Below are 26,622 nucleotides of genomic sequence, written 5' to 3'. Positions count from 1 at the left end.
CAAGTTCGCTCAGGCCTCGATTTCTTCGGTGGCCCTCAAGTAGTACTATGGTAGGCATGCTCATGCAGTGCGCTACTTATATAAATCTACTTTCAGGAGATGAATGCCTATGGCACCAACAAGTGAATGGCTGTCCCAGTGAGGGCAGCAGCGTGACAAATTGAAATGCCCTGTAGATTTGAATGACTATTTTGTTTTGCCTGAAATTGCAGGCAAGCAGCTGGCGGTTATAGATATCGGTCCCACCTCTATTCCTACCGGCCAAATTCTTGTCCGCGATCCGCTATGTTATTTGGAGCATATGGAGGAGCAGCCTTATTTCCAAACGGCGCCCGTTGGAACCTACTCAACTGAGGTCTGTGTGGTGAAGCCGGACGAGGATGGGGACTGTGCCCGTTATGCTGCTGTTCGTCTGCGATTTTCTGATGCTCCTGCCGTCCGGTTCGAGGAAGCTCTGATTGGACATGAAGATATATTGGGGATGGAGGATGATGAGTTTTTTGGCTTCAATGTAGATGCCGGTCTGGCATGTATTTGCGATAAGCAGGCACACCTAGCTTTTTGCGACTTTGCTAGCCGGTGGCATCAAGAACATCCGGAAGGCAATCTTTATGATGATTATTTTGCAGCCCTATTTGCCAAGAGTTTCCGCGAAAATCCGCAGTATCAGCGCGATGCCGGCGATTGGCTGAACTGGACGATTCCAGATACCGATTACCATATCCCCATGTTTCAATCCGGTTTTGGTGACGGCGCTTATCCGGTTTATTGGGGATACGACCAAGCGGGAGAGATTTGCCAAATCGTTGTTCAGTTCATTGACATTCAATTGGCATACTCGTAAGCCAGTTCAACGGGAGAACGACCGTCATGACAAAAGCCCTTTCCGCTTTATTGTCAGGGGAAGGGCTTCGCTTAAGAAAGGGCCTCTCGGACTCCTCAAAAGGTAAGCTATACGCTGGAGGCAGGCTTCCTGTTGGTCAGCCAATGGCCTGCCGTTTACTTTGATACAGGAAGGCCCCCAACTTCAACCCTTCGATTCCTTGCAGCACCAATTAGCATAGGAATGGAGATCAGAAGACTGGCTATAACCGGAACAATAGAGCCCTCAAGTCCAAAGTCGCCCCCGGTGAGAAGTGCGGCACCGTTCACCTTTACAGTAAAGAGACCGGCAGCAGAGTGCCCAGAAACAGGAAGGCCAAGCAAACCTTCAATGGCATTCCAAGCAAAGTGCAGCCCTATGGTAAACCACAAGCTTCGCCGCCACAAGAAGGCGGCTCCGAGCAGAACACCTGCTTCCAGGGCTATGGCGAACGCGCTCCATAATGTTGCCCCTGGATTTCCAAGATGGGCAGCTCCAAAGAATAGAGAGGTCACACCAAGCGCGAGCGCTCTTCCCCCCAATTGAGCTATGGCTTGAAACATAAGTCCACGAAAGATAAGTTCCTCGACAATGGCTGCTCCCAAGGAGGTTTCAATGGAGGATATTAGAACAGAACTTGTATCCGCAGAACCTGCCCACTGAAAGGAGTACCCTCCCAGAGCCATAATAATAACGGCGGACCCTGTGATAAAGAGGGTCCCGGTTAGTACACCCAGAACCGCGTGCTTCCCTGCGTGCTGTCTAGATATCTCCGGAGTGGACCGCCGGGCCAGGGATGTGAGCGTAAGCTTATAAACCAAGATGGCCAGCGATCCCATTACTAGTGTGAAAACAAGGGAAACGGCGGTCCCCTCTACTCGCTCTGTCAGCTGCCGGAATAACGTATCTACAAGAGTAATCCCAATAGCCCCCGCAATCATCCAGACGATTGGAAAGCGCCAAAATGAACTCCAAGCGCTTAATTTCCTGTTATTGTGCAGCAGCCCTTTATTTCTAGGTTTTGTTTTCTTCATGTCTTATCGCCTCTCCTGTGGTTTGATGTTATGAGTATAGGCTGAAAAAGTCATAAAGAGACAGTGCGCTTTAGTCATAGTTTAGTCTATGGCTATATTCAAAAAAGCCGGCACCTCTAATAAGTTGCCAGCCTTTGGGGGATCAGGTTTTTAATGATTTGTAATTCCCGAATCGCGGGCTTTGCGGGCGGCGTCCCGCCTTCCTTTCACATTAAGCTTCGAATAAATCGTTGAGATATAATTTTTAACCGTCCCTTCACTAAGATGCAGCACCTCGGCAATTTCTTGATTACGCAGGCCAGCAGCCAGCTTATGCAGCACTTCTATTTCACGGGCGGTGAGCCCAAATTCATTATTTTTCGCAGGGGTGACCATGTTTATGTTCTTGATCATTTTGCTCGCCATTTCCTGCGAAATTAAAGTCCCGCCCGCATGAACCACCCGTATGCCTGCAGCCAGGTCTCTGGGATGAATGGCTTTGAGCAGATAACCTTCTGCTCCATAGCTTAACGCCGATAGCACATACTCTACTTCCTTATAGGAGGTCAGCATGATGATTTTGATTGCAGGCATTCGCTCTTTAATCAGGGCTGTTGCAGCAACACCGTCCATGACCGGCATGTTCACATCCATTAACACAATATCCGGCATAAACTGCTCACAGCCTTTTACGGCTTCTTCCCCATTCTTGGCTAAACCGACAATTTCCAAATCCTCTTCCATGGACAGCACGATATGTAAGCTTTCGAGAATTAATTCTTGATCATCGGCAAGCAGCACTTTAATCTTCGCCATGCGGCATCACTCCTTTTATCGGGATTTCGCATCGGACTTCGGTTAGCGCTGGAGTTCCCTCCACAGATGATAGGTGTAGGCTTCCTCCCAACCGCTCAACCCTCTGCTTCATCGTGGTCAAGCCGAAGCCATAGTTGAGCTTGTCGATCGGTTTGCCGTTATTTCGAACCGACAATTGCAGATTGCTCTCAGAAAACTCAAGCTCCAGATGAAGCTGAGATGCATTTCCGTGCTTTAGCGCATTTGTGAAGGATTCCTGGATGACCCGCAGAATCGCCTGCCGTACTTCAAAATGTATGGGCCGTTCTGCCTCCGGCAGACTCAAGGTCAGGGCTGTACCTGTGTGCTCCCGGAAACGGGCCACAAGGGATTCAATCTGTCGGATCAGACTGGATTCCTCTTCTTCCCCCATCTCATGTACGATGTTTCTCATTTCGTCCAGATTTTTCTCAGCCAATGCTCTTAAGCGAATTAACCGATCTTTAGCCTCGGCAGGCTTGCTATCCATAAGCGCAATAGAGGCATCCAGGCTCAGGATGAGTGAGATAAAGGAATGCCCTAGCGTATCATGAAGCTCCTTGGACATGCGGTTGCGCTCTTCAAGCAAAGTCATTTTTTCGATCTCGGCCGTGTAGTGGGTTAACAGCCTATTTTGCTGCTCTACTTCCGCTGCCAGTTTATTTTTCTGGTCATACGCATTGGCGACGGAGCTGGCCCATATCCCGATGAAGCAGAACAGCAGATTGTCTGTTCCGATGCTTAGAGCTTGCTCCCAAGATAATCTTAAGTAAGACTGGAAGGAAAAGGGGATGAAAACAAGCAAGGGAATGATCCAAAGGGTTTGCTTAGTCAATAAATACCCCATGACAAGACTCGGCAGCAGATAGTCCGCTTTTGAAGTCAAATCCGGATGAATGACAGAATTCACATAATAAGAACCGCCAAGCAATAGCTCCAGTATGCAAAACCAGACTTTGTTCATCCGTCGCCCAGGAAACCAGAACAGCAAAGGGACGACAAGAGCTAAGCTCAACCAGATCACGTTTAATAACGTTCGGTTCGAAAACTCGCTGACTGCCATAACCCGGGATAACAGCAAAATATAATGGTATAAACGAAGAGCGAATATACCCCAATCCATGAAAGATAAGATTTTTTTCATAGCATCATCATACAGGAAATTTGAAAAACTTGGGTAGAAAATATAAGAGAACAAATGTTTGTATTTCCCTTTTCTTTTGAGTAAATACTTTGTATGATCAAAAGAGACATAAATGAAAGAGGAGGAGCTTCGGTGTATCGACAAGTGGATGATTTTTTAAAGGACTGGGAAGTGGCCGCGAGAAGGACATTGCAGGTATTACAAGCCGTAACAGATGACAAGTTAGAACAAAGTATTGTGGAAGGGCATAGTACACTGGGTTGGTTAGGCTGGCATTTAGTAGAAACGGAGGGTTATTTTAGTCATTTGGCAGGTTTAATGGTACCCATGATGGGTCAAGATGAGCCAGTTCCAGCGACAGCAGGAGAAATCGTAGCGGCTTACGAAACAGCAGCAGAGGCGGTCAAGGAAGAGGCAGCCAAGCTATCCGATAAGGACTTGCTAACAGAAACAGGCATTGCGACTCTTGCAACAAAAGGTGCGATACTACGTTTCTTAATTGACCACCAAACGCATCACCGCGGCCAAATGATGGTGCTGTTACGTCAAGCAGGCTTACCCGTACCGCCTGTGATGGGTCCAACCAAAGAAATGCAATAATGAATAGATGTCTAGAGGCAGGTGGAACATGATCCAATTAACAAACCGCCAAGCACGGCAATTTCTGTTGTTGAAGCATGGACTTCTTGGCGAATATAAATTTAGTGGGAAGCAGGGCGTATTGGACTTCGCTCGGCAGGTCGGCTGCATTCAATACGATCCCATCGATGTCTGCGGGAAGAACGCCGAACTGGTGCTGCAGTCGCGGATTAAGGGATTTACCAAAGGAATGCTCGCCGATCTGCTGTATGAGGATAGAAGCCTTGTCGATTATCCCGACAAGAACCTGGCTATTATATCTGCCCAGGACTGGCCATATTTTGAGCGATACAGGCAAGCCGCAAGGCAGCATGCCAAGCGCTATCCCGAAATGGATGCGTTGACAGCGCAGGTGCGGACTCATATCCAAAATCATGGTGCACTAAGTTCGGATGATTTAAAATTGGATGGGGATTTCTCTTGGCGATCGGCCATCCACTGGAGCGGTGGAAACAATTCATCCCGGTCGGTGCTGGAACAGATGTATTCGACGGGTGAGTTGATTATCCATCATAAAAAAGGAACACGCAAATACTACGATATAGCCAAGAAGTACATACAGCCAAACCTGCTGAATGCACCCGAGCCGCTGGAGGATGAGCTAGAGCATCATAAGTGGCGGGTACTGCGCCGGATCGGCGCGGTGGGTCTCTTATGGAATCGTGCGTCAGATGCCTGGCTGAATATCTGGGGGTTGAAAGCAGCACAGCGCAACGAGGCTTTCCGCCAGTTGTTGGACGAAGCTCGCATTGTTGCTGTTGCCGTGGAACAAATCAAGGATACGCTGTACTGCCGCGCGGAGGACTTGCCGCTTATTGAAGCCGTCCTGCAAAATCCGGAGCCGAAGCCTCGATGCGAGCTGATTGCCCCTCTGGATAATTTAATATGGGACAGAAAACTGATCAACGAACTGTTTGGCTTCGATTACACCTGGGAGATTTACACGCCCGCAATCAAACGGAAATTTGGCTATTATGTGCTGCCTCTATTGTATGGAGAGAATTTCATTGGACGAGCCGAAATCATCGCGGAGCGAAAGACTGGAACACTCGTTGTTAAGAACATCTGGTACGAGAACGGTGTGAAGCAAACAAAGCAATTGCAAACAGCCTTGAACAGCTGTCTGCAAAGATTTGCGTTATTCAACGGGTGTGAGACGATTTCACGTTCTATTTAACTTACATCTAGTGCGAAGCTATATTGAGCGTCAATTGGGGTAGGCAGGTTCGAATAAATGATCTATCAACCTTGGGGGGGCAAGTACGTATGAGAAAAGGATATCGTGAAGGCGATATATTTATCATTCCCATGCAGGATGGACGATTTGCTGTATGCCAGGTGGTGTGCGCGCTGAAAGGCCGTTTCAAAAGGGCGTTTTCGTTCGGTGTAATGCGCCTAGAGATGGATGATATAAATGTGGAGGATGGAGACTTTATTAGGTACCGGTTCGGAAGCCGGCAAAGCAGCGTGATTTTTACCTCTCCAGAAAATCTTCGAAACGGAACGTGGAAACTCGTAGGCAATATCCCCTTGACTCCCGATAAGGAAGAGCTAAAAGTATTCCAGTGCGCCGGACATTTGTACCGTGGGGATGAGTACATTCGGAATCTTAGTCAGGATGAGTATGGCAAGTTCAATACGCTCAGCGTGGCCGGTTATGAGTTGGTGCAGATGCGTCTGTCGGAGATGAAGCAATGACAGTTGATACATATGGAGTGATGACCTTGAGATACAACGAGTACATTCGCCTGAAAACAGGTAGATATCAATCTGTAGGAAAGTTTGGCGACCATATCTATGCGTACCGCCCTGTCATTTGCAGCGGCTACCTATGAAGAACGGAATTCAATACTTCATTGCTTCGTGATATGTAGTCGTATATTTTCAGATCCAACCAGGTTTAATCAGCTCGTCTCATGGGAGTTCTCAGAACGCTATCAATTCATGTGAAAAAAGGACAGGGGCCAGTGCATGCCAGCCTGTCCTTTCTTCTTAATAGATGGGAATGAGCGCGTAATGAGTTTGTCTGTCGACCGAGGTTTACAGGTCGATTATCCAGCTGCCCATCCTCTTGGCGACTTCCGGATCGCGGTAAGATAAGAAGAGACTTTCCCCCGTATCAAGCGTTGAAATTTGTTCCATATCGTCGGCGTGGAGCTCAAAATCGAAAATGTCGATGTTTTCGACGATCCGTTCTTTGCGCACCGATTTTGGAATGACAACGACTCCACGCTGGACCAGCCAGCGAAGCACGACTTGGGCAATGGACTTGTTATGTTTCTCTGCAATCAGGGCCAGCACTTCGTTGCCAAACAGGTTGCCCCGTCCTTCAGCGAACGGCGCCCACGACTGATGCAGAACTCCCTGCTCTTTCATAAAAGCGGCGCTCTCCGTCTGCTGGTAGAACGGGTGCGTTTCGATCTGGTTGACGGCGGGTACGATTTCGTTATGCATGATGAGGTCCATCAGACGATCAGGCAGGAAGTTGCTGACCCCGATTGCCTTGATTGTGCCTTCGCGGTACAGCTCTTCCATCGCACGCCAAGCACCGTAGTAATCGCCGAACGGCTGGTGAATAAGGTACAGATCGAGATAGTCGAGCTGCAGCTTCTTCAGCGATTTGGCAAATGCCAGCTTGGCACTCTCGTAGCCTGCGTCTTGAACCCAGAGCTTGGTCGTGATGAACAGTTCCTCACGCGGTATGCCGCTGCGCTTAATCGCGCGTCCGACGGCTTCCTCGTTCAGATAACCTGAGGCAGTGTCGATCAAGCGGTAACCGGCCATCAACGCTTCATATACGGCGTTCTCGCATTCTTCCGCATCGGGAACCTGGTAGACACCGAAGCCGATGATCGGCATTGTTATTCCGTTGTTCAATGTTACGGTTTGCATGTTAATTCCTCCTATGGCTCAAATGTATAGAGGCAAACGGCCGTGAATCCCGGGCATCGGCACAACGAAGCTGGGATTTTCGTTTATGGCCAATTTGCATTACAATCAGCTTAGAACCTTCGTGTTACACGAAGTCAAGTGGTCTTCAGAATTTTATTTTTCCAAGGAGGATTTTAAATGCATACGGTCAAAGAAGCTGCCCAGATCACGGGACTCACCGAGCACGCCGTGCGTTTTTATACGGATAAAGGTCTGGTACCGAGCGTACAGCGCAATGGGAACAATATCCGGATGTTCGATGAAGAATCGATCAACTGGCTGCATGGCGTCAAATGCCTCAAGCAATCTGGAATGCCAATTGAAGCCATTAAAATATACGTCGATTTATGTCTTGAAGGGGATTCGACCATTCCACAGCGCTACGCCCTCATGATGGAGCATAAAGAGGCGGCGCTCGTTAAGCTCGAAGAAGCCAAACGGCATATTGCCCATTTGGAGGAGAAAACTGCCCTGTATCAGGCTATTCTGGAGCACCGCTCCCCAGACACAACCAATCCCGCCCACTGGGACAAAATTCAGCACATGCATAGTGACGTATTCTACTCGTCCTCGGTTCGTAAGTCACATGCCTGAGGTTGAAATACCTAATGGTATTCCTATTGCGTAAAAATAAGGTTCTCAAAGCTATAGTATAATTGCTTATATGAAGAACTGAAGAAAGGGGTGTTAATGATGGCAAGAACGAAGGCCTTTGATACGAATGAAATTCTGTATAAAGCTATGAATGTCTTCGGGAACCGTGGGTATGAGGGCACTTCACTGCCGGATTTGATCACTGGGCTGGGTATCGCCCGCCAAAGCATATATGATACGTACGGAACGAAGTGGGAGTTGTTTTTTGCAGCGGTCAAGCATTACATGGAACAGAAGAATCAGGAGTTAAGAGAGCATTGCGAGGGTCCCGGAACAGTCATTGCCAAGGTGGAAGAGGCATTCACCACAATCATTAAAGTCCTTATAGACTCTGAGCTGCGTCTGCAGTGCTTCATTATTAGCAGCGCTATCGAGCAGGCGCCTCACCATGAAGAGTTGGCGGCTTATCTGCAGGCGAATACTGAAGTGTCGGAGCAGATCTTTTACACGATGCTGGAACGCGCGGTGCAGGAAGGGGAAGTAGGCCCAGAGGTGAATATCCGGGACCTGGCCCGGTTCCTAGTGCATGAGCGGATCGCCTTGATCACGTCAGCCAAGCTGGGGATGGATGAGCCAAGGCTGTTTGGCATTCTGCAGATGGTCCTGTTGGTTTTTCGGACGTTGCAAGGCAGCAAAGCGGCAGATTTCAATTAAATGTAAACCCCAAAAGGCTCTCCTAGGGTCATCTTAAACGGTGATGACAGGAGAGCCTTTTAGCTTAGCGTACCTCTTGATTAATTACGTCGAAACTATGTTTATGCTCCAAAATGAATTGCTCCAGGGAACGGGGCTCCCGCCCGGTAACACGAAGTACCGTGTCCGTTACTTGATCTTCCATTCCTTCGAGGCGAATACGGACATCCATTCCGGCCAGGTATTCGGCATAGCTCTCCGGCAAGCCGGCTGCCTTATGCCTCTCTGTAAGCTGCTCCGGTGTAACACGAATATGCTTGGCGTTCAGGCCGGTAACGCTGCGGATCACTCCGGCCACATCGTCATAAGTGAGGGATTCTGGACCGGTAATGATAAGCTCCCTGTTGTGGGGCTCCTTGTCGGTAAGGGCATGAAAGCCAACAGCTGCAATATCATCTGCGTCGACAAAGCCTATCCTGCCGTCTCCGGCTGCAGTATAGAGGTGCCCGCTTTGGCGCAAGGAATGCCCATGCCCGTGTCTGGCATCTGTGAAATTCTGCATGAAATAGGATGGGCGTAATACGGCCCATTCCGGGGCATGCTCACGCAGGTAACGGTGAACGGGTCCGAAGATGGGGCCACTCTCCGGAATTGAGGCACTGGATAGCAGAACGAAGCGCCTAACTGAAGCGTCAAGTGCTTTGCGGATAAAAGGAATCATGACTTCTTCAGGATGCATGCTCGCAGGGGCAACCAGATATACGGCATGGACGTCCTGCAGGAGGTCATCATAGTTGGAGTCATCGAACCAGTCGAATGGGACATGTTCACCGACTTGTTCATCCCCGGGCTTGGGTACACTACGCCCGGCTCTTTTAATCAGATAGCCCTGGCCGTGCAGCAGCTCTGCAATGCGGGAGGAGGTTTTACCTTGTCCTCCGGTTAGTAGAATATGTCTTGTTGTTTCGGTATGCATACGGTCACTCCTTTAGTTCTCATGTATGTTTGTTCTGTATCAAGTTCATGCGAGTGGATTCCAATAGTCCTGATAGCGGACAATCTTGCCATCTTGAACTTCGACTACGGATATATAGCTTTGTTCATAAGACCTGCCTGTGGCCATGTTCTTGCCACTTGCTTCGAACTGAGCAAAGAATACAGGCGCATCAGCTGCTACATGAATAACTGGTGTGGTGAATGACTTTATTTCTAGCACTTTTCCCAACTTCTCCAGATACTGCTGCAGCGCCGCCTTCCCGTCAAGACGTTTAGGGTTGGGTTCCTGGGCATAAGGAAACTCGAAGACGATATCGTCAGCAAACAAATCGAGAAATGCAGCATAATCCTTATGAATATAATGGTCTGCGAAAAGTTGAATGAGCTGCTTAGCTTGCTCGTAAGACAAGGTACTCATTTCAGTTGCCTCGCTTTCTTCAGAGAATGGGTGTCTTATCCAAGTGGTGGAAGGACTAAACTCACTATATCACTTTCCGGACTGAACGGTCAAATATATTCGGACTAATCAGTCAAAAAAATTTGGTAATATTGAAGCCATCTGACAAGTAAAGGACTGCCCGGATAAGAGCAGTCCTTTACTTGTTTTCCGACTTCTTTAGCTGTCGAATTACGCAGCTTTAATTTTAGCTGATTCGCTTTAGCAAGTAAGATGGGGCCTTACACCTGTTCCATTAAAGCCCAACTTGATGACTTTCTTAAGTATTCGCAGGGGAGTCGGTTGAGAAGGCTAGATCTTTTTGAGCTTCCAGTGCTGCCAGCCGCTCGGTAAGCGCTTTGTGGATCGTTGAATAGGCGTCGCTGCCCAGAACGATTCTTTTAGGTGCCGGATTTTGATCTACACTTTCGATGATGATGGCAGCCATTTTTGCGGGATCGCCCAGCGAGGGTGCCTTGGCTTCTTCGAGAATACGGCGTGCATGGAAGGCAGGGGAGGCTTCATAAGCATCAATTTTTGGAGCAAGCGTGGAGCTTCGGTACCGGAAGTTCGTGCTTGCGCTACCCGGCTCTACAATGGTGACGCTGATATTAAAAGGGGCAACCTCATACATGACGGATTCGGCAAAGCCTTCAATTCCCCATTTGCTCGCATGATACAAAGAACCGCCAGGGAACGCGACTTGACCACCTACAGTGGACAACTGAATGATTCGCCCATGACCTTGCAACCTCAGATGAGGAAGGGCCGCGCGGGTCACTTGGATCGAACCAATCAAGTTTGTTTCGAGTTGATGGCTTATTTGCTCATCCGTCAATTCCTCTGCTGCTCCAAAAAGGCCATATCCTGCGTTGTTAACTACGACATCAATGTGTCCAAGAGTGTTAAAAGCGTTGTCTACCACCTGACGAATAGCGGGAGTATCGGTAAGATCGAGTTTTGCAATCCATAATAAGTCGCCAAATTTGGCTTTGAGATCATTCATAACCTCCATATTACGGACTGTGCCAGCTACACGGTCCCCGCGTTCTAACAGCTGCTCCGTCATATGACGTCCAAAACCGCTACTTATTCCTGTAATGAACCAAGTACGTTGGGTCATCCCCAAAACCTTCTTTCGGATAAATTATAGCCAATAAAGTAACTGACTAGTTAGTTATAACCTACATCTATCTAACTGGTTTGTCAAATGATATATTAATGGAGCAAGTGCTTTTCCACGAAAGGATGATCTCATTGACTACAAGGAATGCTGAAGCAACTCGAGAACGAATCTTGGAAGCAGCTATGGCGGAGTTCTCTGCTTATGGCATTGCAGGTGCCCGGGTTGATCGCATAGCCAAAAATGCTGGATGCAATAAGAACATGATTTACATTTACTTTGAAAATAAAGAGACGCTCTTCACTACAATTCTGCAGAAGCACCTTACCCGCGTCTATGAAGAAATAGCCTTTACTCCCGACGATCTTCCGGGTTACGCAGTGCGTGTGTTTGACTTCGCCATCTCACATCCTGATTTGATGCGTCTCATGGCATGGTTCAATCTGGAACAAAAGGCGGATAGTCCAGCGGAACGCGGACAAGTTCACGACCAGAAGGTTAAATCATTGACTGAGGCACAAAACACGGGGCGGGTTGGTTCGGTCTTTCCTCCCGAATTTATTCTGACAACCATTATGACGATCGCTACGGCTTGGACAGCGGCTAACCCCTTTGGGCCATCGCTTGATCCAAAGAGCACAGAAAATGTTGAAAGGATAAGGGATGCTATTTTCAGAGCTGTTAGGGTGATTTCCCTCGAGGGACTGCAGAGTTGATTGCTGGAATCTTGCCGTTACAGACAGCCTATAAATCAATCAAATCGTGAAAGATACCCCTTTGTAGGTATGTATGTGTAGACGGGAACGTAATAAAATGTCGAAGTAAGCAATGAATATCTGAATATGAAGAGGAGAGGGTGACATATATGTATCCACCAAGAACCGGACTGTATGACAGAGGCGGCAGAAAGCCGTTTCAAATTGTAGTGAACCTACTTGTGAGAAGCGAGCAAGTGAGAACAGCACCTGCGAAATAAGCATTCGGTATGGGAAGAGCTGCACCTAAGTCTCTGGACTTTCGGGGCAGCTTTTTCTTGTGGGAGAGCAGATCTACATAATACAAGGAGTTGGAATTCATCAGATGAGCTATTACTTTCAAGTCTGCAGTTCAGAGAGCTATCAGGATAAATACATGATATTTCTATTGGAACATTACAATGAACTAAATCTGCCTTATCCCTTCTCCACCTCACTGAGTTTCCTGGCAAGCTCCGTTCTATTGCAAAAAGAAGCTATCTTGTGTTTTAACGATGAGGATGAGGTTGTCGGAGCGATTGGTTACATTTGCGGAACAGCGGAGAACCACTACAAGGATACGCATGTGGCGCAAATCCAGATTGTGTTCCTTGTTGAAACGTATCGCCGAAGCAGGCTGTTCCTAGAAAGCTTGCAATTCCTGGTGCAATATATATCACAACTACCTGAGCCTATTGTCGAGCTTCGTTTTTGGGTCCCGGCCCATCTCCGGCTGCAAGGACTTCTAGCCAAGCTTGCAGAGAAAACAGCGACTTGGGATACAGCGCATGGTGAGATTGATGAATATCATGCCAAATTCAAGGAATGGCAAGCCTACGCAATGAAGTTTAGACATGAAATCTATTTCACTTCGTAGTGCTTGCTGTGTTGTGATCCCCGGGATCACTAAGCTTATATGAACGATTAGGAGGTGGGGCGGTTTATGCTTGCCCATTACCGGAATTGCCAAAATGATGAGGATTATGCGCAGTTTACTTTATATTTTATCCGCAACCGACAAGATTTTAACCGCCAATTCTCACTTGCGGATGCACTTGTACATGTGTTGGAGTCTATCCCGAACTCCTGCATTATATTAATAACGGACAAGACGGGGGCCATGATAGGTTGGGGGCATTATCGTTATCTCAACACTGAGAATGAGTGTGATCCCGAAGGTGAAATCGTTTTTGTTAACTCTGTCATTGTCCACCCCTCCTATCGCAGCAGCCGCGTCTTTATTCAGGGATTCCGCTATATGGTACAACAAATCGTCGCAGAGAATGCCAACATTAAATATTTACAATTTTGCGCTCAGATCGACAACACTTATCTAAATCGGCTGTACGCGAAGTTTTCCCGCGTTATTGGACAAAGAGAAGGCTATCATGGAACTGAAAATGTCTATTCCGCGGATTTCGGACAGCTGCTTCAATATCTGAAGCTCTCTTGAAAAGGGCGGAGATTGGCTGCATTTTTTTAGAGTAGCCGTGTATCCTCCGAAACAGGTTATCCCAGCAGTTAAAGTTTTAGTTTACGGGTGGTCGCGAGAACTAGGAAAAGGATTGTAAGAATGACGGAAGTGAGAAAAAGAACGAACCACCCTCTCATTCTCCCACCACCTCCATGAACAGGTCCTCAAGACTGGTTTGTGCCACTGTGAAGCTCGTAATGGGCAGCTGCCTTTCGGCAATTTCAACTAAAAGCTGTTTTCTTGCCTCTGCGGCATTCTTTACATAAATTTCAATCGTATTCTTATGATTCGAGTTGACTTTGGAGACTACATTCCATTGTTCAATGCTTCAGGCCCATGCACTCAGATTTTCAGCAATTTTGGTTCATGAAGCAGTGTCTGGGCGATGCCAAGACGCTGTTTCGTCCCCCCTGAGTACCCCCGATCTTGCGTTTTTTAGCATCAGCAATTCCTAAGAGTTCAAGTAACTCATCAGCACGCGTCGATGCCTTGGTCTTAGACAGTCCAGAAAGCTGACCCGTAAACACGAGGTATTCAATGGCATTCATCCAAGGGAAAAAACCGGGTACTGTGGCAAATAGCCGATATATTGTCGTATATAAAGGGATAGATTATTTCCCACAAGGTGCTATTATAGATGGAGCATCTAACCATTTATACCCATTATTCGTGTTAGGAGATTCAGGGGATGAATAAAAAGATTTTGATAGTTGAAGATGATGTTCATATTTCCAAAATCATTAAAATGAATCTCAATGTTGTGAACTACGAGACGACCGAGGTCTATGACGGCTTGGCGGCGCTGGAGTTGATAGAGCGGGAGAAGTTCGACCTTATTCTACTGGATGTTATGATTCCGAAACTGGACGGTTTTGCGCTAATGGAACGAATCAGACCTTATCGTATCCCAGTTATTTTTTTGACGGCGAAAAACTCGGTTTATGATAAAGTGGACGGGTTGAGGCTGGGGGCTGATGATTACATGGTCAAGCCTTTCGAAGCGATTGAGCTGCTGGCTCGTATAGAGACGGTACTGAGGAGATATGGCAAAGAAGAACGGGTAATGGCATTTCAAACCCTCCTTGTTGATCTGGACAAACGTGAAGTAACCAAACAGGGGGAAGTTGTAGAGCTAACGCCGAAGGAATATGATTTGCTTGTCGTTCTGCTGAAAAACAAGAACATTGCCTTATCAAGAGAACAGTTCATCGATAAAGTATGGAGTGGCGACTATTATGGAGAAACAAGAACAGTCGATATGCATATTAAATCACTGCGTAAAAAACTAGAGCTGCAGGATCATATCAAGACCATTTATAAACTCGGCTATCGTCTAGAGGATTAAGGGGATGAAATTTTGGCAAAAAATTTATGTCTTCTCGGTTCTGGTCTTTGTCATTGTCTTTAACGCAGCTTCTATTATAGTTATCGAGCGCAGCCACAATAGAATGCTTGAACAGGAGATCAATAGCGCGATAAGCCAGAATATGAGCATTCATTCCAGTGTCAACGCGATTGTGCCAATCCTTCGCATCTACGATTCAATCGATTACGAGAAAACGGTATTAACGAGAATCGCCAATGGATTTGTTGGCACGAACACCGAACAGCGTGCTTATTTGGATATCAGGGATGAGACGAATCGGGCGGTTTTCAGTAATGCCGATTTCCAGATGCCGGCACAGCGTAAGGAACTGGATAACCTGGGTGCGGATGAAATCAATTATATTTTGCGGGATATCGATGAGCGAACGATCCTGTTCACCTCGAACATTGTGAATATTAATCATACAAGCTATCTATTTACCTATATGGTAGATGTCACCTCTTTGTATCAGGAGCGTGTGGATCAATATCAGTTCTTTGTACAAGTGGATGTGGCTGCCTGTTTCCTCTATATGCTGATCATGTTTTTTGTAAGCCGGGGACTGACGAGATCGATTGATCGGCTGGGTCGAACAGCTAAGGTCATTGCACAGGGGAATTTCTCTGAACGAGTCCAGTTAAAATCAAAGGACGAAATCGGCGTGCTGGCCCACAATTTTAACAATATGGCCGCTGTTGTGGAGGACACAATCACTGAACTTGAGCGGAACAATCAAGAAAAACAGCGGTTTATCAATAATTTTACGCATGAGTTAAAAACACCGCTGACTTCGATTATCGCCTATGCAAATTTTATGAGGACAACCAAATACGATGAGGAAACGTTCCTGGATGGTCTGAATGTGATTTATTCAGAAGGCAAGCGATTAGAGATGTTGTCATTGAAGCTGATGAACTTGATTGTGTTGCAAGAGGATAATTTCGAGATGGAGCTGCACGATTTGGGAGCGGTTATAGCTGAAATTAAGCCTGCGCTGGACATGCTGGCCAAAGAAAAGCAGGTGACTATTGTTACGGAGTGCGAACCGGGCGAGCTGAGATTGGAGAAGGATTTGATCAAAGTTCTGATCTTCAATCTGGTGGACAATGCGCTCAAAGCTTCGGAAGAACAGATGACCATTACGCTGCGGATCACATGGCACGGCGGGCATTGCATTCTTGAAGTGATAGATCAGGGCATCGGGATCGCGAAGGAACATCAGGATAAAATTTTTGAACCTTTTTACATGGTGGATAAATCCAGGACAAGCAGCGGTAAAGGGGCAGGTCTCGGCCTGGCAATATGTCAAAATGTAGCGAGCGTCCACAATGCCATCATCCGGGTAACCAGTGGTGAAAGCCAAGGCACGAAGGTAGAAGTCGTATTCGCGCCTACCCATCCGAAAGGCGGGATAAAGGAATGAACAAGCTTATTTTAATTATCATATGGGTTTCGTTCATGATTCTGGGGACGGGCTGCCAAGGTGTTTTCGATACGATACCGAAGGAGACAGTCATGGTAAAACAAATAACTAGAGTGAACGAGACCAATGAGGTGGAATATGAGGGCATTCTGTCCCGGGATGTAGTGAAGACACTCAGTCTAAATGCGGTAAATAAGTACTTCAATAAGAATTCGACGATGGACGAGTTTCAATTCGAGTTAGTGGTTATTGATCAGACCAAGTTTAAAGATTTACTAAGTGAGGCGGAATATGCTCCGAAAGTGAAACCAGAACTAAGACTAAACGATCAAACCGAGTTTGCTCCATACTCTGGGGGCTTGTATTACACGACTCTGACCAAATTGACCGATCCTGATGAAGTCTATGATATCGTGCTGAATGCGAGGGACGGCGACGTCATTAAAGTTGCTAGGGCAGGAAAGTTGCAGAATTTCGCCAGCACTAGAGAGGAAGATGATCTATTGTTGAAATATGGAAAGGACAAAATCACCTCTCTTGCAATAAAGTTTATTCAGGATAAAGGGAGCTATCCGTTGTCCGATCTATCGCTGAACGAGAGCATAACCCGCTCGGGCGGTATTGCGGAATTGTATTACATGAGCAAGGATAGCGATAAGTTAAAATACGCTGTTGCGGTCAATTTGAGACAAAATGAAGTTGTCGGGTTCAGTAAGGACGTCATGGCGCTGCTTAGTTATTATTCCAGGCTCTAAGAAGATCTACCCGCCTAACCCAGTGCTGCAAGAGCACACCTGCGGTTTTGTAGCCGCGCAAACAAGGATCGTCAGGGAACAAGTCATCCCTGAGGGTTCTTTTTTTTAAATTATTTACAACTTCAATACAAGTCGATCTAACTCCTTATATATCTCCGCACTATACTGATGGAGTAACGCTGTGGGATGCCCGCGAAAAGATAGATTATGGGAAGGAAGAGAAACAATGAGAAAAGCTATGTCAATTCTGTTCATGTTTATCATAGTCATAGTTTCTGCTTGCAGCGCCCCTACCGGTGGCCAGACGAGCAGCAACAATTCCAACAACGCAACTGCGCTAAGTGAAGAAGGAATGCCGCTTGACGAAACGAAGGGCGGCAAGAAAACCGTTGTTGTATCTATGCTTGCAGCAGACGATTTCTACCTGCAAGCGAAGCAGAAATACGAAGCCCAGCATCCGAACACGACGATTCAGTTCAAGGAGTTTCCTGCCGAGGGGGCAACACTGAACCCTGCTGAAGTGGAAAGATATATCAAACAGATCACTACGGAGGTTTTATCAGGTAAGGGAGCAGATTTATATGCTGTTTCGACGATTCCCCTGCCCATTGATAAATATGTTAACAAAAAAGCTTTCGTTAATTTAGAGGAGCTAATCAAGAGGGATAAAACCTTTGATCCTAACCTGTACCAAATGAATATTATTGAAAATTCCCGAATGAATAACGGGATTTATACCCTTCCTTTACAGTTTTACATGGAAGCTCTGTTTGGGGATGCTGCAAATATCGGGAATGCTGGTGTCACCATCGATGATAAGAACTGGACGTGGAGTGAGTTTGCAGAAATAAGCAAGAAGCTGGCTGATAAGGGAGGGCATTCCGTCTCCCTGGCCAATTGGGCCCCGGAGCTGCTGTTAAATAACCTTGTATCGGACAATTATCCCAAATTGGTCAATGGGCAAACCGCATCTTTTGACTCCGCGTTTTTTACAGATTTGCTTAAGCAAGTAAAGTCATTGTATGACAACAATATTATAAAGTCGGAAAACGTTGATTCGAAAAAGACCAACTTCACGTATTCTATAATCACTTCTCCTTCGGATTATCTTCTCCGTCTCGGATTATATTATAGTAACGGAAAGATCTATCAAAAGCCGCATTCGGCTGACCAACAATCAGGTGTATCCTTTAGCGTGACCAGAGAGCTAGCGATGAATGCAAATTCTAAGGTCAAAGGGGAAGCATGGAATTTCATGAAGTTTTTAATGTCGGAAGAGATACAGTCCCTCACGAAGGAAAACGGTATTTCTATAAATAAGGCAGTTAATGATAAAGCTGTGCAAGATTTAGTGAAGCAAGGGAGCGTTAACAATCCTAAGGCTGGCAAAGCCCTGAAAGCATCCGAAGAGAATCTTCAACCCTTTAAGGAAATGGTATCTGAGGCGCGTTTAAGAGATTATGGATACAATGACGAACACAACAAGCTTTCAGCCATCATCACAGAAGAAGCGAAAGCATTCTTCACTGGACAGAAAACTGCAGAAGCCACCGCCAAGCTTATGCAGAACCGGATAATGAGCTATTTGAATGAATAAGGAGTAGCTATAAGATTCTATTGAAAGAATCCGGGGCCTATTTCACTGGACAGAAATCACCCGAAGAAGTAGCAAAGCTGATTCAGAATAGAGTGGTGACTGTTCTAAATGAATAGGGAGTGGTATGAACATGACAAACAAGCGTTATTGGCATAAGCTGATCAGGCTGCTGCGGAAGGATTGGGCTGTGGCAGCCTTCTTTCTGGCACCAAGCCTGATTGGCTTTGCCTTGTTTTATCTGATTCCGTTTGCCATAGGATTCCTTTATTCATTTGAGGATCGTACGGTCGACGGCTCATTTGTCGGCCTGGACAATTACATGGCACTGCAGGCGAGTGCTTCCTTTCGCAAAGCGGCATCAAACACCTTTCTGTTTACCAGCATAAGCGTGCCGATCATTATAGCTTTGTCTTTGCTGTTTGCACATTTGCTGAATCAAAAGCTGTTTATTCGGAATTGGCTGCAGACTGCTTTTGTATTGCCGCTTGTAGTTCCTGTTGCATCAATTGTGATGATATGGCAAATCTTGTTCGATTGGAATGGCACATTAAATGTATTGCTGCAGAGCCTTCATGTGGAGCGGATCGATTGGATGAAATCGGATTGGTCCATGGGTGTGTTAATAATCGTATACATATGGAAAAATATAGGATACAGCATTATTTTGTTTTTGGCTGGTCTACAAAATATTCCGAAGGACTACTATGAGACGGCGGATATTGAAGGGGCGGGCAAACTTCATAAATGGATTCATATTACGCTTGTTTACTTAACTCCAACGATGTTCTTTGTCATTCTGATATCCATTATTAACTCGTTCAAAGTGTTCCGTGAAACGTATCTGATCGCTGGCGGATATCCGCATGATCGTATTTATATGCTGCAGCATTACATGAACAATATGTTTTTGTCGCTCGATGTTCAGAAGCTGACAGCAGCTGCAGTCTTAATGGTAGGCTGTATTCTTGTTTTTGTGACGGGTATGCTTGCTATCGAACGTCGCTTTCGGAATTTCATGGAATAGGGTGAGGCGATGAGAAGATTGACTGTATTCCGCAAGCTAGTGCTGACGCTGATTATGGGGGGGCTAGCCCTGGCGATGTTATTCCCCGTGGTAGTCACATTTACCAATTCCTTCATGACAGAAGCTGAGATTAACTATAACTATCATCTCATTGGCCAAATGGTCGATGTTGCGGCAGGGGAGAAGGACCAATTTATCAATTTGAAGCTGATTCCCGACTGGGTGTCATTCAGTCAATATATGGAGGTACTGTTTGATAAGCCTGTATTCCTCCAAATGTTCTGGAATTCAGTGTTTATGGTCGTGCCGATTATTGTGGGGCAAGTACTGGTCGCGTCTTTGGCTGCGTATGCGTTTGCCAAGCTTCGATTTTGGGGGCGGGACAAACTGTTTGTCATCTATCTGATGACCATGCTTATGCCGTTTCAAGTTACTTTGGTGCCAAATTATATTATCGCAGATAAGCTGGGGCTTATGAACACAACTTCCTCCATCATATTACCTGGGATATTCAGCGCCTTTGGCGTCTTTATGCTTAGACAGTTCATGTTGCATATTCCGAATTCGTATATCGAAGCGGCCAAAATAGATGGGGCCGGACATTTGAGAGTTTTTTATCAAATTATAGTTCCGTTAATTCATCCGGGGATTGCAGCGCTTGTCGTATTGCTGTTTGTTGACTATTGGAATATGGTCGAGCAGCCACTCATATTTCTGGAGGATGCATTCAAACAGCCATTATCCCTGTATTTGTCGCAAATTAATGAAGGGGCAAGGGGCGTCGCTTTTGCTGCGTCCGTTCTGTATATGACACCGATGGTGCTGTTGTTTTTATATGCGGAATCCTATTTTGTCGAAGGTATTCAATTATCGGGAATTAAAGGATAGTTAATTACGGGGGGCTTTTAATGGAAATTCAACCTGCCGATCAAGCGTTAATCGGACGTAAACGGAAAATTCGCATCCTTTTCGGCTTGTTGATCGGAATGTTGATCGGATTTACCCTATTCAGCAATACGCTGATGTCATTAACCTCACCCAAAGTGGCGTTAATAACGGTGGGCCAGGGTGAACTTGTTCATACATTTCAAGCCAGCGGGACTGTGAAATGGCGTATGGAATCGGTCTTAACGGGTGTTGCGGAAGGGAAAGTCAAGCAGGTCAATGTCAAGGCGGGGGATCTTGTCAAGAAAGGACAGGCGCTGCTCGTATATGATACGAAGGCTGTTGAAAATCAGATACTGGATGAGAAGGCCGCTCTTGATAGGTTAAACATTTCTATTAAAGAGCTGCAGGATAGTTATAAAGAGATTTATCATAATGGGGATGAGAAGAGCATTGAAAGCGCTAGAAACGCTTTAAAGACTAGCTCAATCGATAAGGATGTTTTACAGCGTAGAATTCAAAAACTGCAGGAGGATCTCTCGGCAAATAGCCTGCTAGCTGCACCTTTTGACGGTATCGTAACGAAAGTGGGTAAGGTGGAGGGGTTGGGTTCAACTGGAGGAGCACCTGATATCGTTATTGCCAACACGAGCCTTGGCTTTGATTTCGAGTTTCTTGCCCCTGTTGATGCGATTGGCCAACTAGCAAAAGGAGATAAGCTGGATGTTCAATTGGGTGGCAGAAATGCCAGACAAGTCGAGGGCCGTATTGAAGAAATTCAGGATGCAGAGCAGCTTACTCAAACAGGCGAAGATGAAAAACATACGACGTATACTGCAATGAAGCGACTGATCGTTGCGATTCAGGACGATGCTTTGAAGGGAGGGGAGCGGGCTGATGTCGTGTTAACCAAAACAACGCAAAATGTAATTTTGGTAGACAATAAAGCCATTCGTAATGAGGGAGACAAAAGGTACGTGTTTGGCGTTGAGGAGAGAAAGGGGCCTCTTGGCAACGATTTTTACGTGCGTAAAGTATACCTTACAATCATAGATTCGAATGAAACTCAATCAGCTGTGACCCAGGGTTTATTTGATCAGGAACAAATCATACTCGAGAGCAGCGATCCATTGCAGGAGGGAGACAAGATTCGAGTCCATTAGTGCTGCTAAATATAAAGCGTATATAGCTGGCCTAATAGATTCCATGAGTTGGGGCCAGATCGACAAGTAACAACTTTACCCAAACAACCACTGTCGTCGGTGGTTGTTTTTTGTTCCAGCATGTTATTTTTTCGCTGACAGACCTGTTCGATTAATCGAAGCTTTTAGCACTGTCGACGCGCTCAACAGGTGTAGAATCTGGCCCCCTCCCCCTCTCCCAATGATAGGTGAATCGGAATGTGGCTGGAGGAGTTAAACGAAGATTTGGCCACTAATGTACTGGGCACAGCTGGATTTGGTACAAGGTCAATATGAGGAGACTGTTCATAAGCTGCAGCAGATAGAAGAAGGGATAGAAGAGGCCAAATCTATAAGGAATTTAAATAAACCATCCTTAGACAATGTCGTTTAGGGATTGTTTTTTTCGTTTCAGGGCATTTTTTAATACAGCTGCCTTCTCTTAAGTATGATGAATTCAGTAAGTACAATCTAGAAAAAAGTTACAGGAGGTATTAATAGTGAAGAGATTGTTTTCTGTAGTAATGACCACTATGCTTATTGCCATACCAGTCACCCCTGCTTTTGCTGAAACGAATCCGGCTACTGTAAAAGAAAGGGCACAGGTGCTAGCTTCGAAGCTCCTTTCCGTCTCCGGTGCAAGTGGTGTACAGTATGCCATTATGGATAAGGGATCCATTGTTTTATCAGATAACGCTGGTGTAAATGATAAAGCTTCCAAAACTCCGATCACCAAAGACACTATGTTTGGTATAGGTTCGATAAGTAAAATGCATGTGTCTGCTGCAGCGATGATACTAGCTGATGCTAAAAAAATTGATATTGATAAGCCACTTACAACATATATCAAAGACTTCAAAATGGCAGATGAAAGATATAAAAAAATTACACCTCGTATGTTAATGAATCATTCGTCAGGGCTTTACGGTACTCACCTTCCGAATAGTTCTTTATTCGATGACAATGATACAATAGTCCACGATGAATTATTGAACAAGTTACAGTCGGAACATTTAAAATCAAAGCCCGGTGAATTTTCCGTTTATTGTAACGACGGGTTTGATTTGCTTGAAATCATGATTGAACGAGTGAGCGGTATAAGCTATACCGAATTCCTTGCGAAATATGTGAGCACGCCTCTGAATTTAAGCTCAACTAAAACACCACTTGATCAATTTGATAGAGAAAGGGTAGCCAAAGCTTACTTTCCTGGGATTGATCAGGCTTTACCCATTGAGAATGCTAACACCCTTGGGTCAGGCGGGCTCTACTCAACTGCAGAAGACTTAACTAGGTTTGCAGGTATGTTAATGGGTAATCGAACGGATGTTCTATCTAAACAATCAGCCAAAGCCATGCAAAGTCCTGAATATAAAAGAGGAATATGGGTTTCTGAAAAAGCGAACGCCTTTAACTATGGTCTTGGTTGGGACACGGTTCGCCTGCCAGAGTTTGATGATTACGGAATAACGGCATTATCCAAAGGTGGAGACGTCGTTACTTATCACGGTTCCTTGATTACAATACCAGAACATAATATTTCTATGGCTGTGCTTTCATCAGGAGGAGCTTCAGTATTCAATCTTCCATTTGCAACTAAAGTTTTATTAGAATACTTAAAAGACAAGGGGCATATTAAGGAAATTCTACCCGAGAAAACATTTAAACCTTCCTTGAAGGTGAACATGCCGTCTAAAATGCTTTCTTATGCTGGATTGTATGGTACAAGGGATTCAACCATAAATATAGAGATTAAGAATGGAGAGATTGATTTACCTGCACAAAACGGAGGGTTGATACCCGCACAAACATATGTGTATACGGGCGATGGACAATTCAAAAGCAAAGATGGCAGTGTAACAGTAAGTTTTGACAAACAAAAAAATGGAAAAACATATGTTAAGCTTAACGCCTATACGAATAACCAAGGATTAGGTCAGTCCATGATGGTGTTCTATGCCTATCAAAAGCTGGATTCCAATCCACTCCAACAAACAACTAAAAAGGTATGGGAAAATAGAAACGGAAAAAGTTATTATATGGTGGATGAAAAGATAACTTCTTTATTTTATCTGGCCACGCCGATGTTAACAAAGAAAATATCCGTTGATATGGATCATGGATACGCAAATGGGACTAAAATTGTTAATGAGAATCAAGCAGTAAATGTTATCCAAATTCCGATTATGGCCGGAAGAGATGTATTTGATCTCAACTTTTATAAAGAAGGACATACGGAGTATTTAAAGATTGATGGATTCTCTTATATCAATGAAGATGCTATTCAACCCATTTATGAAGGGAAGGATTCAACCAGCATCATACTTTCCAATGGTCAGGCTAAATGGTATAAAATTGATGAAAAATCAGCCAATCGAGTCATGAACGTTAAGACTCCGGTAAGTGGGGGATTTGCCGTTTACGATAAGAATGGAATGTCTGTAAACCTCTCAAAGGTAACTAACAATCATTCGGTAGTACTGCCTGAAGATGGGATGATCGTTTTTGGCGGGAAAGCGGGCGATGTATTTAAAATTGAATTGAAGAATAAATAGATTTGTAGTATAAAAGTCCGCATAACGTGCGGACTTTTTGATCTAAGGATATAAGTTCTTAACGAATTGAGTGCCTGTTCGTACTAAGCTAGCGCGCAGCTCCTGCTGCAAATGCAGGCGAGGAGCCAACGCGATGCGTCCAACTCCTCAAGTACGGATTTGGACTGTGAGCACGCCAGCCTTATGATCCCGACGGTACGGCAAGCTTGGCTAACAATGCAGCGGCTTCTTGGCGAAGCATTGGGCGCGTAGGTTCATAATTTATCGCTCCATTCGCTCCAATCTTTACTTCAGGGCCAAACAGCTTTGCGGCAGCAACAAATTGTACGGCATCCCGGGCCCAAGGTGAGGGCTGTTTGCCGCTTAACTTTGCTTTTTGCGGTGGGTCTGTTCTAAACGTCTGCGCAAATTTCCATGCAAATGAAGCAGCTTCCTGTCTCGTTATTGCTCGATTCGGTTCAAAACGTCCGTCCTGTAATCCTGCGACATCTAAATGCTCTACGGCTGTCTGAATTTCCCGTGCAAGCGGATGACGCGCCGAATCGGAGAATCGGACAGGCTGCTTGCTTAATTGAAATCCGCCAATCTGCACCAGCATTTGAAGGAATTCCGCGCGGGTTATAGCTTTTTTAGGTCTGAAGGTGTTTGGGCCGCCATCGCTTACATTCTGAAGCTTTCTTAACATATAAATAGAAGAGGCATACGGATGATTTTTAGGTACGTCACGGTATAACTTAGGGTTTGGCAGTTTCTCAGAAAAACTGTCTGGGGCGTTGTAATAGAAGTAGTTGATCTCCCCGTTACGATCCTCCTTAAAGCCCGCAGTCATGCCTTGCTCGTCTTGAAACAATAAAGCTTCCAGCTGTTTCAGCTTATGAGTGCCCATCTGATCTTTTACCGTAATTGTGCCGTCCTTAGCTGCCGTAATACTCGAGACCGCCATCGGATTTCGCAGGTTTCGGTATGTGCCCTCAAATCGGGTCAACGATTTCTGTGCCGGCTTAAGCTTATCCGCTTGGGTAGAACGTTGATCCGGATAAAACTGCTGCATGAAGGCGGCGAACAGTTCGATTCTCGGATCGATCGACTCGCCGTTCACAATAACCATCGCGCCTACTTTATGCTCGGGCAGCATCCACATCCAGGAATGAGCTCCAGCAAGATCCCCGCCTTTCCCGATGACCACTTCTCCATTGTGAAGGTGCTTAAGGAAGGATTCGAACCCATAGGACATTACAGGCAGCTTCGAATGAATGCCGTATTGAAAGGACTCCATGGTCTTGGTCGTTTGTTCCTTCAATATTCGATTGTCCCCGAGCTTGCCTCCATTTAACATCGCGGTTATGTACTTGGCCATATCGCTTCCGGTTGAGAATAATCCTCCGGTTGGGTCAATATAGGGGGTATTATCGTATAGAGCAATCTCTTTGCCTTCAGGATCATAGCCTTTAGCGAGATTTGCTTTGACATCGGCACTCATTGCAAAGTCGGAGCTATTCATGCCGAGCGGTTTAAATATATGCTCTTTCATGTAGCTCTCAAACGGGAGCTTGGATACATTTTGTACGATATATCCTTGCTGCACGAAGGCTATATTGTCATAACGGTAGGCCTCTCCAGGCTTGCGTATGACCGTTGGTATATTGTCTTTGACATAGCGATCCAGAGATATGCGGCCTGCTGCTGCGGAACCATCGGTATAGTTATACCCGGTTGTATGGGTCATCAGATGTTTCACCTTAAGCGGGAAGCCCGTTTTATTAGGGATGGTGATGCCTGGCATATATTTAGATATGTCACGTTCCAGATCGATTTTGCCTTGCTCCACGAGCTGCATAACTGCCGTTGCTGTGAACACTTTGGATATTGATGCCATTCTGAATACCGTCTTATCCGGGTCAACAGGCTTCTTGGCAGCCACATCGGCATATCCGTATCCTTTATTGAGCAGCACCTTATCATCCTTGACGACAAGAAAGAGTGCGCCTTTGAGCCGCTCCTTGACATCGGGACGCGAGAAATAAGAATCGGCAAACCTCTCTACCGATTCGGTTGTGATTGGATTGGCCTCTCTCGAAGCGGTGGCTGTTTTCTGCACCGATGTGCTGTGATCTTGTGCGGCATATACCGGTATGCCGGGTGTCATTGCCGTCAATCCAATGAGGATTGCCATGGCAAGGACAGCGGGTTTGAACCCTTTGCGAATGATGGTTGTCATCGATTTCTCCCCCTTGAAATGTATAAGCGTTAGCTATTTCGCAGCCCGCTTCTACTTTGTGCAACATTAATATATCAAATAGAAAGCTGCGGCAAATCCGTATCTGCCGCATGATATTTGCGTGATCGCGCAAACGTCAATCCCA

Annotated in this window: 28 protein-coding genes; 19 read left to right on the top strand and 9 right to left on the bottom strand. The window is 45.8% G+C overall.

The features are described 5' to 3' along the window. Positions 1 to 160 precede the first annotated feature (160 nt). A complete protein-coding gene (locus tag KJS63_RS12730; protein WP_244862589.1) occupies positions 161 to 844 on the top strand; it encodes a DUF4241 domain-containing protein in 684 nt (227 codons plus the stop codon). Between the two features lie 155 nt (positions 845 to 999). Here the strand turns inward: KJS63_RS12730 and KJS63_RS12725 are convergent, their stop codons facing one another. From KJS63_RS12725 to KJS63_RS12715, 3 genes are all read right to left on the bottom strand, one after another. Beyond that, a complete protein-coding gene (locus KJS63_RS12725; RefSeq protein ID WP_213619466.1) occupies positions 1,000 to 1,896 on the bottom strand; it encodes a CPBP family intramembrane glutamic endopeptidase in 897 nt (298 codons plus the stop codon). 150 nt (positions 1,897 to 2,046) lie between these two features. After that, complete coding sequence (locus KJS63_RS12720; protein WP_213619465.1) at positions 2,047 to 2,691, bottom strand: response regulator; 645 nt, start codon at positions 2,689 to 2,691, stop codon at positions 2,047 to 2,049. Beyond that, positions 2,678 to 3,673 (bottom strand): sensor histidine kinase, encoded by a 996-nt coding sequence (locus KJS63_RS12715; RefSeq protein ID WP_244862588.1) that lies wholly within the window; start codon positions 3,671 to 3,673, stop codon positions 2,678 to 2,680. Before KJS63_RS12715 ends, KJS63_RS12720 begins: the two co-directional genes overlap by 14 nt. A 312-nt stretch (positions 3,674 to 3,985) precedes the next feature. Between KJS63_RS12715 and KJS63_RS12710 the strand changes: the two genes are divergently transcribed. From KJS63_RS12710 to KJS63_RS12695, 4 genes are all read left to right on the top strand, one after another. Continuing rightward, positions 3,986 to 4,453, top strand: a complete 468-nt coding sequence (locus KJS63_RS12710; RefSeq protein WP_213619463.1) for a DinB family protein — start codon at positions 3,986 to 3,988, stop codon at positions 4,451 to 4,453. Positions 4,454 to 4,481: 28 nt separating this feature from the next. Then, a complete protein-coding gene (locus KJS63_RS12705; RefSeq protein ID WP_213619462.1) occupies positions 4,482 to 5,669 on the top strand; it encodes a winged helix-turn-helix domain-containing protein in 1,188 nt (395 codons plus the stop codon). A gap of 89 nt (positions 5,670 to 5,758) precedes the next feature. Then, positions 5,759 to 6,190 (top strand): Imm26 family immunity protein, encoded by a 432-nt coding sequence (locus KJS63_RS12700; RefSeq protein ID WP_213619461.1) that lies wholly within the window; start codon positions 5,759 to 5,761, stop codon positions 6,188 to 6,190. Then, entirely contained in the window at positions 6,187 to 6,327 is a 141-nt protein-coding gene (locus tag KJS63_RS12695; protein WP_213619460.1) for a hypothetical protein, read from the top strand. Before KJS63_RS12700 ends, KJS63_RS12695 begins: the two co-directional genes overlap by 4 nt. 205 nt (positions 6,328 to 6,532) lie before the next feature. Here KJS63_RS12695 and KJS63_RS12690 read toward each other — a convergent pair whose 3' ends face one another. After that, positions 6,533 to 7,384 carry an aldo/keto reductase gene (locus KJS63_RS12690; protein WP_213619459.1) on the bottom strand — a complete coding sequence of 284 codons (852 nt, stop codon included), beginning with the start codon at positions 7,382 to 7,384 and terminating at the stop codon, positions 6,533 to 6,535. Positions 7,385 to 7,561: 177 nt separating this feature from the next. Between KJS63_RS12690 and KJS63_RS12685 the strand changes: the two genes are divergently transcribed. Together KJS63_RS12685 and KJS63_RS12680 are read left to right on the top strand one after the other, a co-directional pair. Continuing rightward, positions 7,562 to 8,017, top strand: coding sequence for a MerR family transcriptional regulator (locus tag KJS63_RS12685; protein ID WP_068621446.1), 456 nt, complete (start codon positions 7,562 to 7,564; stop codon positions 8,015 to 8,017). 99 nt (positions 8,018 to 8,116) lie between these two features. Next, the gene (locus KJS63_RS12680; protein WP_213619458.1) at positions 8,117 to 8,731 is read left to right on the top strand and encodes a TetR/AcrR family transcriptional regulator; all 615 of its coding nucleotides are present in this window, start codon (positions 8,117 to 8,119) and stop codon (positions 8,729 to 8,731) included. Positions 8,732 to 8,795: 64 nt separating this feature from the next. Here KJS63_RS12680 and KJS63_RS12675 read toward each other — a convergent pair whose 3' ends face one another. The 3 genes from KJS63_RS12675 to KJS63_RS12665 form a co-directional block, all read right to left on the bottom strand. Then, the gene (locus KJS63_RS12675; RefSeq protein WP_213619457.1) at positions 8,796 to 9,686 is read right to left on the bottom strand and encodes an NmrA family NAD(P)-binding protein; all 891 of its coding nucleotides are present in this window, start codon (positions 9,684 to 9,686) and stop codon (positions 8,796 to 8,798) included. Between the two features lie 45 nt (positions 9,687 to 9,731). Continuing rightward, the gene (locus KJS63_RS12670; RefSeq protein WP_213619456.1) at positions 9,732 to 10,124 is read right to left on the bottom strand and encodes a nuclear transport factor 2 family protein; all 393 of its coding nucleotides are present in this window, start codon (positions 10,122 to 10,124) and stop codon (positions 9,732 to 9,734) included. Positions 10,125 to 10,422: 298 nt separating this feature from the next. Continuing rightward, positions 10,423 to 11,265 (bottom strand): SDR family oxidoreductase, encoded by an 843-nt coding sequence (locus KJS63_RS12665; protein WP_213619455.1) that lies wholly within the window; start codon positions 11,263 to 11,265, stop codon positions 10,423 to 10,425. 134 nt (positions 11,266 to 11,399) lie between these two features. Between KJS63_RS12665 and KJS63_RS12660 the strand changes: the two genes are divergently transcribed. The 3 genes from KJS63_RS12660 to KJS63_RS12650 all read left to right on the top strand — a co-directional run bounded on the left by KJS63_RS12660 (position 11,400) and on the right by KJS63_RS12650 (position 13,452). After that, positions 11,400 to 11,981 carry a TetR family transcriptional regulator gene (locus tag KJS63_RS12660; protein ID WP_244862587.1) on the top strand — a complete coding sequence of 194 codons (582 nt, stop codon included), beginning with the start codon at positions 11,400 to 11,402 and terminating at the stop codon, positions 11,979 to 11,981. A gap of 364 nt (positions 11,982 to 12,345) precedes the next feature. Continuing rightward, on the top strand, positions 12,346 to 12,876 hold the full coding sequence (locus KJS63_RS12655; RefSeq protein WP_213619454.1) for a hypothetical protein: 531 nt from the start codon (positions 12,346 to 12,348) through the stop codon (positions 12,874 to 12,876). A gap of 66 nt (positions 12,877 to 12,942) precedes the next feature. After that, entirely contained in the window at positions 12,943 to 13,452 is a 510-nt protein-coding gene (locus KJS63_RS12650; protein WP_213619453.1) for a GNAT family N-acetyltransferase, read from the top strand. A 154-nt stretch (positions 13,453 to 13,606) separates the two neighbouring features. Here KJS63_RS12650 and KJS63_RS26575 read toward each other — a convergent pair whose 3' ends face one another. Next, positions 13,607 to 13,798 (bottom strand): ATP-binding protein DrrA1-3 family domain-containing protein, encoded by a 192-nt coding sequence (locus tag KJS63_RS26575; protein WP_213619598.1) that lies wholly within the window; start codon positions 13,796 to 13,798, stop codon positions 13,607 to 13,609. Positions 13,799 to 14,010: 212 nt separating this feature from the next. Here KJS63_RS26575 and KJS63_RS12640 point away from each other — a divergent pair, with 212 nt between their 5' ends. From KJS63_RS12640 to KJS63_RS12600, 9 genes are all read left to right on the top strand, one after another. After that, entirely contained in the window at positions 14,011 to 14,169 is a 159-nt protein-coding gene (locus tag KJS63_RS12640; RefSeq protein ID WP_213619452.1) for a hypothetical protein, read from the top strand. Further along, positions 14,162 to 14,818, top strand: coding sequence for a response regulator transcription factor (locus KJS63_RS12635; protein WP_213619451.1), 657 nt, complete (start codon positions 14,162 to 14,164; stop codon positions 14,816 to 14,818). Before KJS63_RS12640 ends, KJS63_RS12635 begins: the two co-directional genes overlap by 8 nt. Before the next feature lie 4 nt (positions 14,819 to 14,822). Then, positions 14,823 to 16,262 carry a sensor histidine kinase gene (locus tag KJS63_RS12630; RefSeq protein WP_213619450.1) on the top strand — a complete coding sequence of 480 codons (1,440 nt, stop codon included), beginning with the start codon at positions 14,823 to 14,825 and terminating at the stop codon, positions 16,260 to 16,262. Continuing rightward, a complete protein-coding gene (locus tag KJS63_RS12625; RefSeq protein WP_213619449.1) occupies positions 16,259 to 17,017 on the top strand; it encodes a hypothetical protein in 759 nt (252 codons plus the stop codon). The genes KJS63_RS12630 and KJS63_RS12625 overlap by 4 nt, the downstream gene beginning before the upstream one ends. Before the next feature lie 226 nt (positions 17,018 to 17,243). Continuing rightward, positions 17,244 to 18,614: an ABC transporter substrate-binding protein gene (locus tag KJS63_RS12620; protein WP_213619448.1), complete on the top strand. Its 1,371-nt coding sequence runs from the start codon at positions 17,244 to 17,246 to the stop codon at positions 18,612 to 18,614. 130 nt (positions 18,615 to 18,744) lie between these two features. Continuing rightward, positions 18,745 to 19,638, top strand: a complete 894-nt coding sequence (locus KJS63_RS12615; RefSeq protein ID WP_213619447.1) for a carbohydrate ABC transporter permease — start codon at positions 18,745 to 18,747, stop codon at positions 19,636 to 19,638. A 9-nt stretch (positions 19,639 to 19,647) separates the two neighbouring features. Next, entirely contained in the window at positions 19,648 to 20,526 is an 879-nt protein-coding gene (locus tag KJS63_RS12610) for a carbohydrate ABC transporter permease (RefSeq protein ID WP_213619446.1), read from the top strand. Positions 20,527 to 20,546: 20 nt separating this feature from the next. Then, positions 20,547 to 21,686 (top strand): efflux RND transporter periplasmic adaptor subunit, encoded by a 1,140-nt coding sequence (locus tag KJS63_RS12605; RefSeq protein WP_213619445.1) that lies wholly within the window; start codon positions 20,547 to 20,549, stop codon positions 21,684 to 21,686. 518 nt (positions 21,687 to 22,204) lie between these two features. Continuing rightward, positions 22,205 to 24,259, top strand: a complete 2,055-nt coding sequence (locus KJS63_RS12600; protein ID WP_213619444.1) for a serine hydrolase domain-containing protein — start codon at positions 22,205 to 22,207, stop codon at positions 24,257 to 24,259. A gap of 181 nt (positions 24,260 to 24,440) precedes the next feature. Here KJS63_RS12600 and KJS63_RS12595 read toward each other — a convergent pair whose 3' ends face one another. Then, positions 24,441 to 26,477, bottom strand: coding sequence for a serine hydrolase domain-containing protein (locus tag KJS63_RS12595; protein WP_213619443.1), 2,037 nt, complete (start codon positions 26,475 to 26,477; stop codon positions 24,441 to 24,443). Positions 26,478 to 26,622 lie beyond the last annotated feature (145 nt).

The organism is Paenibacillus sp. J22TS3 (assembly GCF_018403205.1).
GTDB classification, from domain to species: Bacteria; Bacillota; Bacilli; order Paenibacillales; family Paenibacillaceae; genus Fontibacillus; species Fontibacillus tuaregi.
The sequence above is the reverse complement of the archived record's forward strand: the minus strand, read 5'-3'. Positions and strand labels throughout refer to the sequence as shown.

Excerpts from the sequence above, each read along its gene's own strand:
- KJS63_RS12725 (WP_213619466.1), bottom strand. The coding sequence starts at position 1,896 with ATGAAGAAAACAAAACCTAGAAATAAAGGGCTGCTGCACAATAACAGG.
- KJS63_RS12720 (WP_213619465.1), bottom strand. The coding sequence starts at position 2,691 with ATGGCGAAGATTAAAGTGCTGCTTGCCGATGATCAAGAATTAATTCTC.
- KJS63_RS12715 (WP_244862588.1), bottom strand. The coding sequence starts at position 3,673 with ATGAACAAAGTCTGGTTTTGCATACTGGAGCTATTGCTTGGCGGTTCT.
- KJS63_RS12705 (WP_213619462.1), top strand. The coding sequence starts at position 4,482 with ATGATCCAATTAACAAACCGCCAAGCACGGCAATTTCTGTTGTTGAAG.
- KJS63_RS12700 (WP_213619461.1), top strand. The coding sequence starts at position 5,759 with ATGAGAAAAGGATATCGTGAAGGCGATATATTTATCATTCCCATGCAG.
- KJS63_RS12695 (WP_213619460.1), top strand. The coding sequence starts at position 6,187 with ATGACAGTTGATACATATGGAGTGATGACCTTGAGATACAACGAGTAC.
- KJS63_RS12690 (WP_213619459.1), bottom strand. The coding sequence starts at position 7,384 with ATGCAAACCGTAACATTGAACAACGGAATAACAATGCCGATCATCGGC.
- KJS63_RS12685 (WP_068621446.1), top strand. The coding sequence starts at position 7,562 with ATGCATACGGTCAAAGAAGCTGCCCAGATCACGGGACTCACCGAGCAC.
- KJS63_RS12680 (WP_213619458.1), top strand. The coding sequence starts at position 8,117 with ATGGCAAGAACGAAGGCCTTTGATACGAATGAAATTCTGTATAAAGCT.
- KJS63_RS12675 (WP_213619457.1), bottom strand. The coding sequence starts at position 9,686 with ATGCATACCGAAACAACAAGACATATTCTACTAACCGGAGGACAAGGT.
- KJS63_RS12670 (WP_213619456.1), bottom strand. The coding sequence starts at position 10,124 with ATGAGTACCTTGTCTTACGAGCAAGCTAAGCAGCTCATTCAACTTTTC.
- KJS63_RS12665 (WP_213619455.1), bottom strand. The coding sequence starts at position 11,265 with ATGACCCAACGTACTTGGTTCATTACAGGAATAAGTAGCGGTTTTGGA.
- KJS63_RS12655 (WP_213619454.1), top strand. The coding sequence starts at position 12,346 with ATGAGCTATTACTTTCAAGTCTGCAGTTCAGAGAGCTATCAGGATAAA.
- KJS63_RS12650 (WP_213619453.1), top strand. The coding sequence starts at position 12,943 with ATGCTTGCCCATTACCGGAATTGCCAAAATGATGAGGATTATGCGCAG.
- KJS63_RS12640 (WP_213619452.1), top strand. The coding sequence starts at position 14,011 with ATGGCATTCATCCAAGGGAAAAAACCGGGTACTGTGGCAAATAGCCGA.
- KJS63_RS12635 (WP_213619451.1), top strand. The coding sequence starts at position 14,162 with ATGAATAAAAAGATTTTGATAGTTGAAGATGATGTTCATATTTCCAAA.
- KJS63_RS12630 (WP_213619450.1), top strand. The coding sequence starts at position 14,823 with ATGAAATTTTGGCAAAAAATTTATGTCTTCTCGGTTCTGGTCTTTGTC.
- KJS63_RS12625 (WP_213619449.1), top strand. The coding sequence starts at position 16,259 with ATGAACAAGCTTATTTTAATTATCATATGGGTTTCGTTCATGATTCTG.
- KJS63_RS12620 (WP_213619448.1), top strand. The coding sequence starts at position 17,244 with ATGAGAAAAGCTATGTCAATTCTGTTCATGTTTATCATAGTCATAGTT.
- KJS63_RS12615 (WP_213619447.1), top strand. The coding sequence starts at position 18,745 with ATGACAAACAAGCGTTATTGGCATAAGCTGATCAGGCTGCTGCGGAAG.
- KJS63_RS12610 (WP_213619446.1), top strand. The coding sequence starts at position 19,648 with ATGAGAAGATTGACTGTATTCCGCAAGCTAGTGCTGACGCTGATTATG.
- KJS63_RS12605 (WP_213619445.1), top strand. The coding sequence starts at position 20,547 with ATGGAAATTCAACCTGCCGATCAAGCGTTAATCGGACGTAAACGGAAA.
- KJS63_RS12595 (WP_213619443.1), bottom strand. The coding sequence starts at position 26,477 with ATGACAACCATCATTCGCAAAGGGTTCAAACCCGCTGTCCTTGCCATG.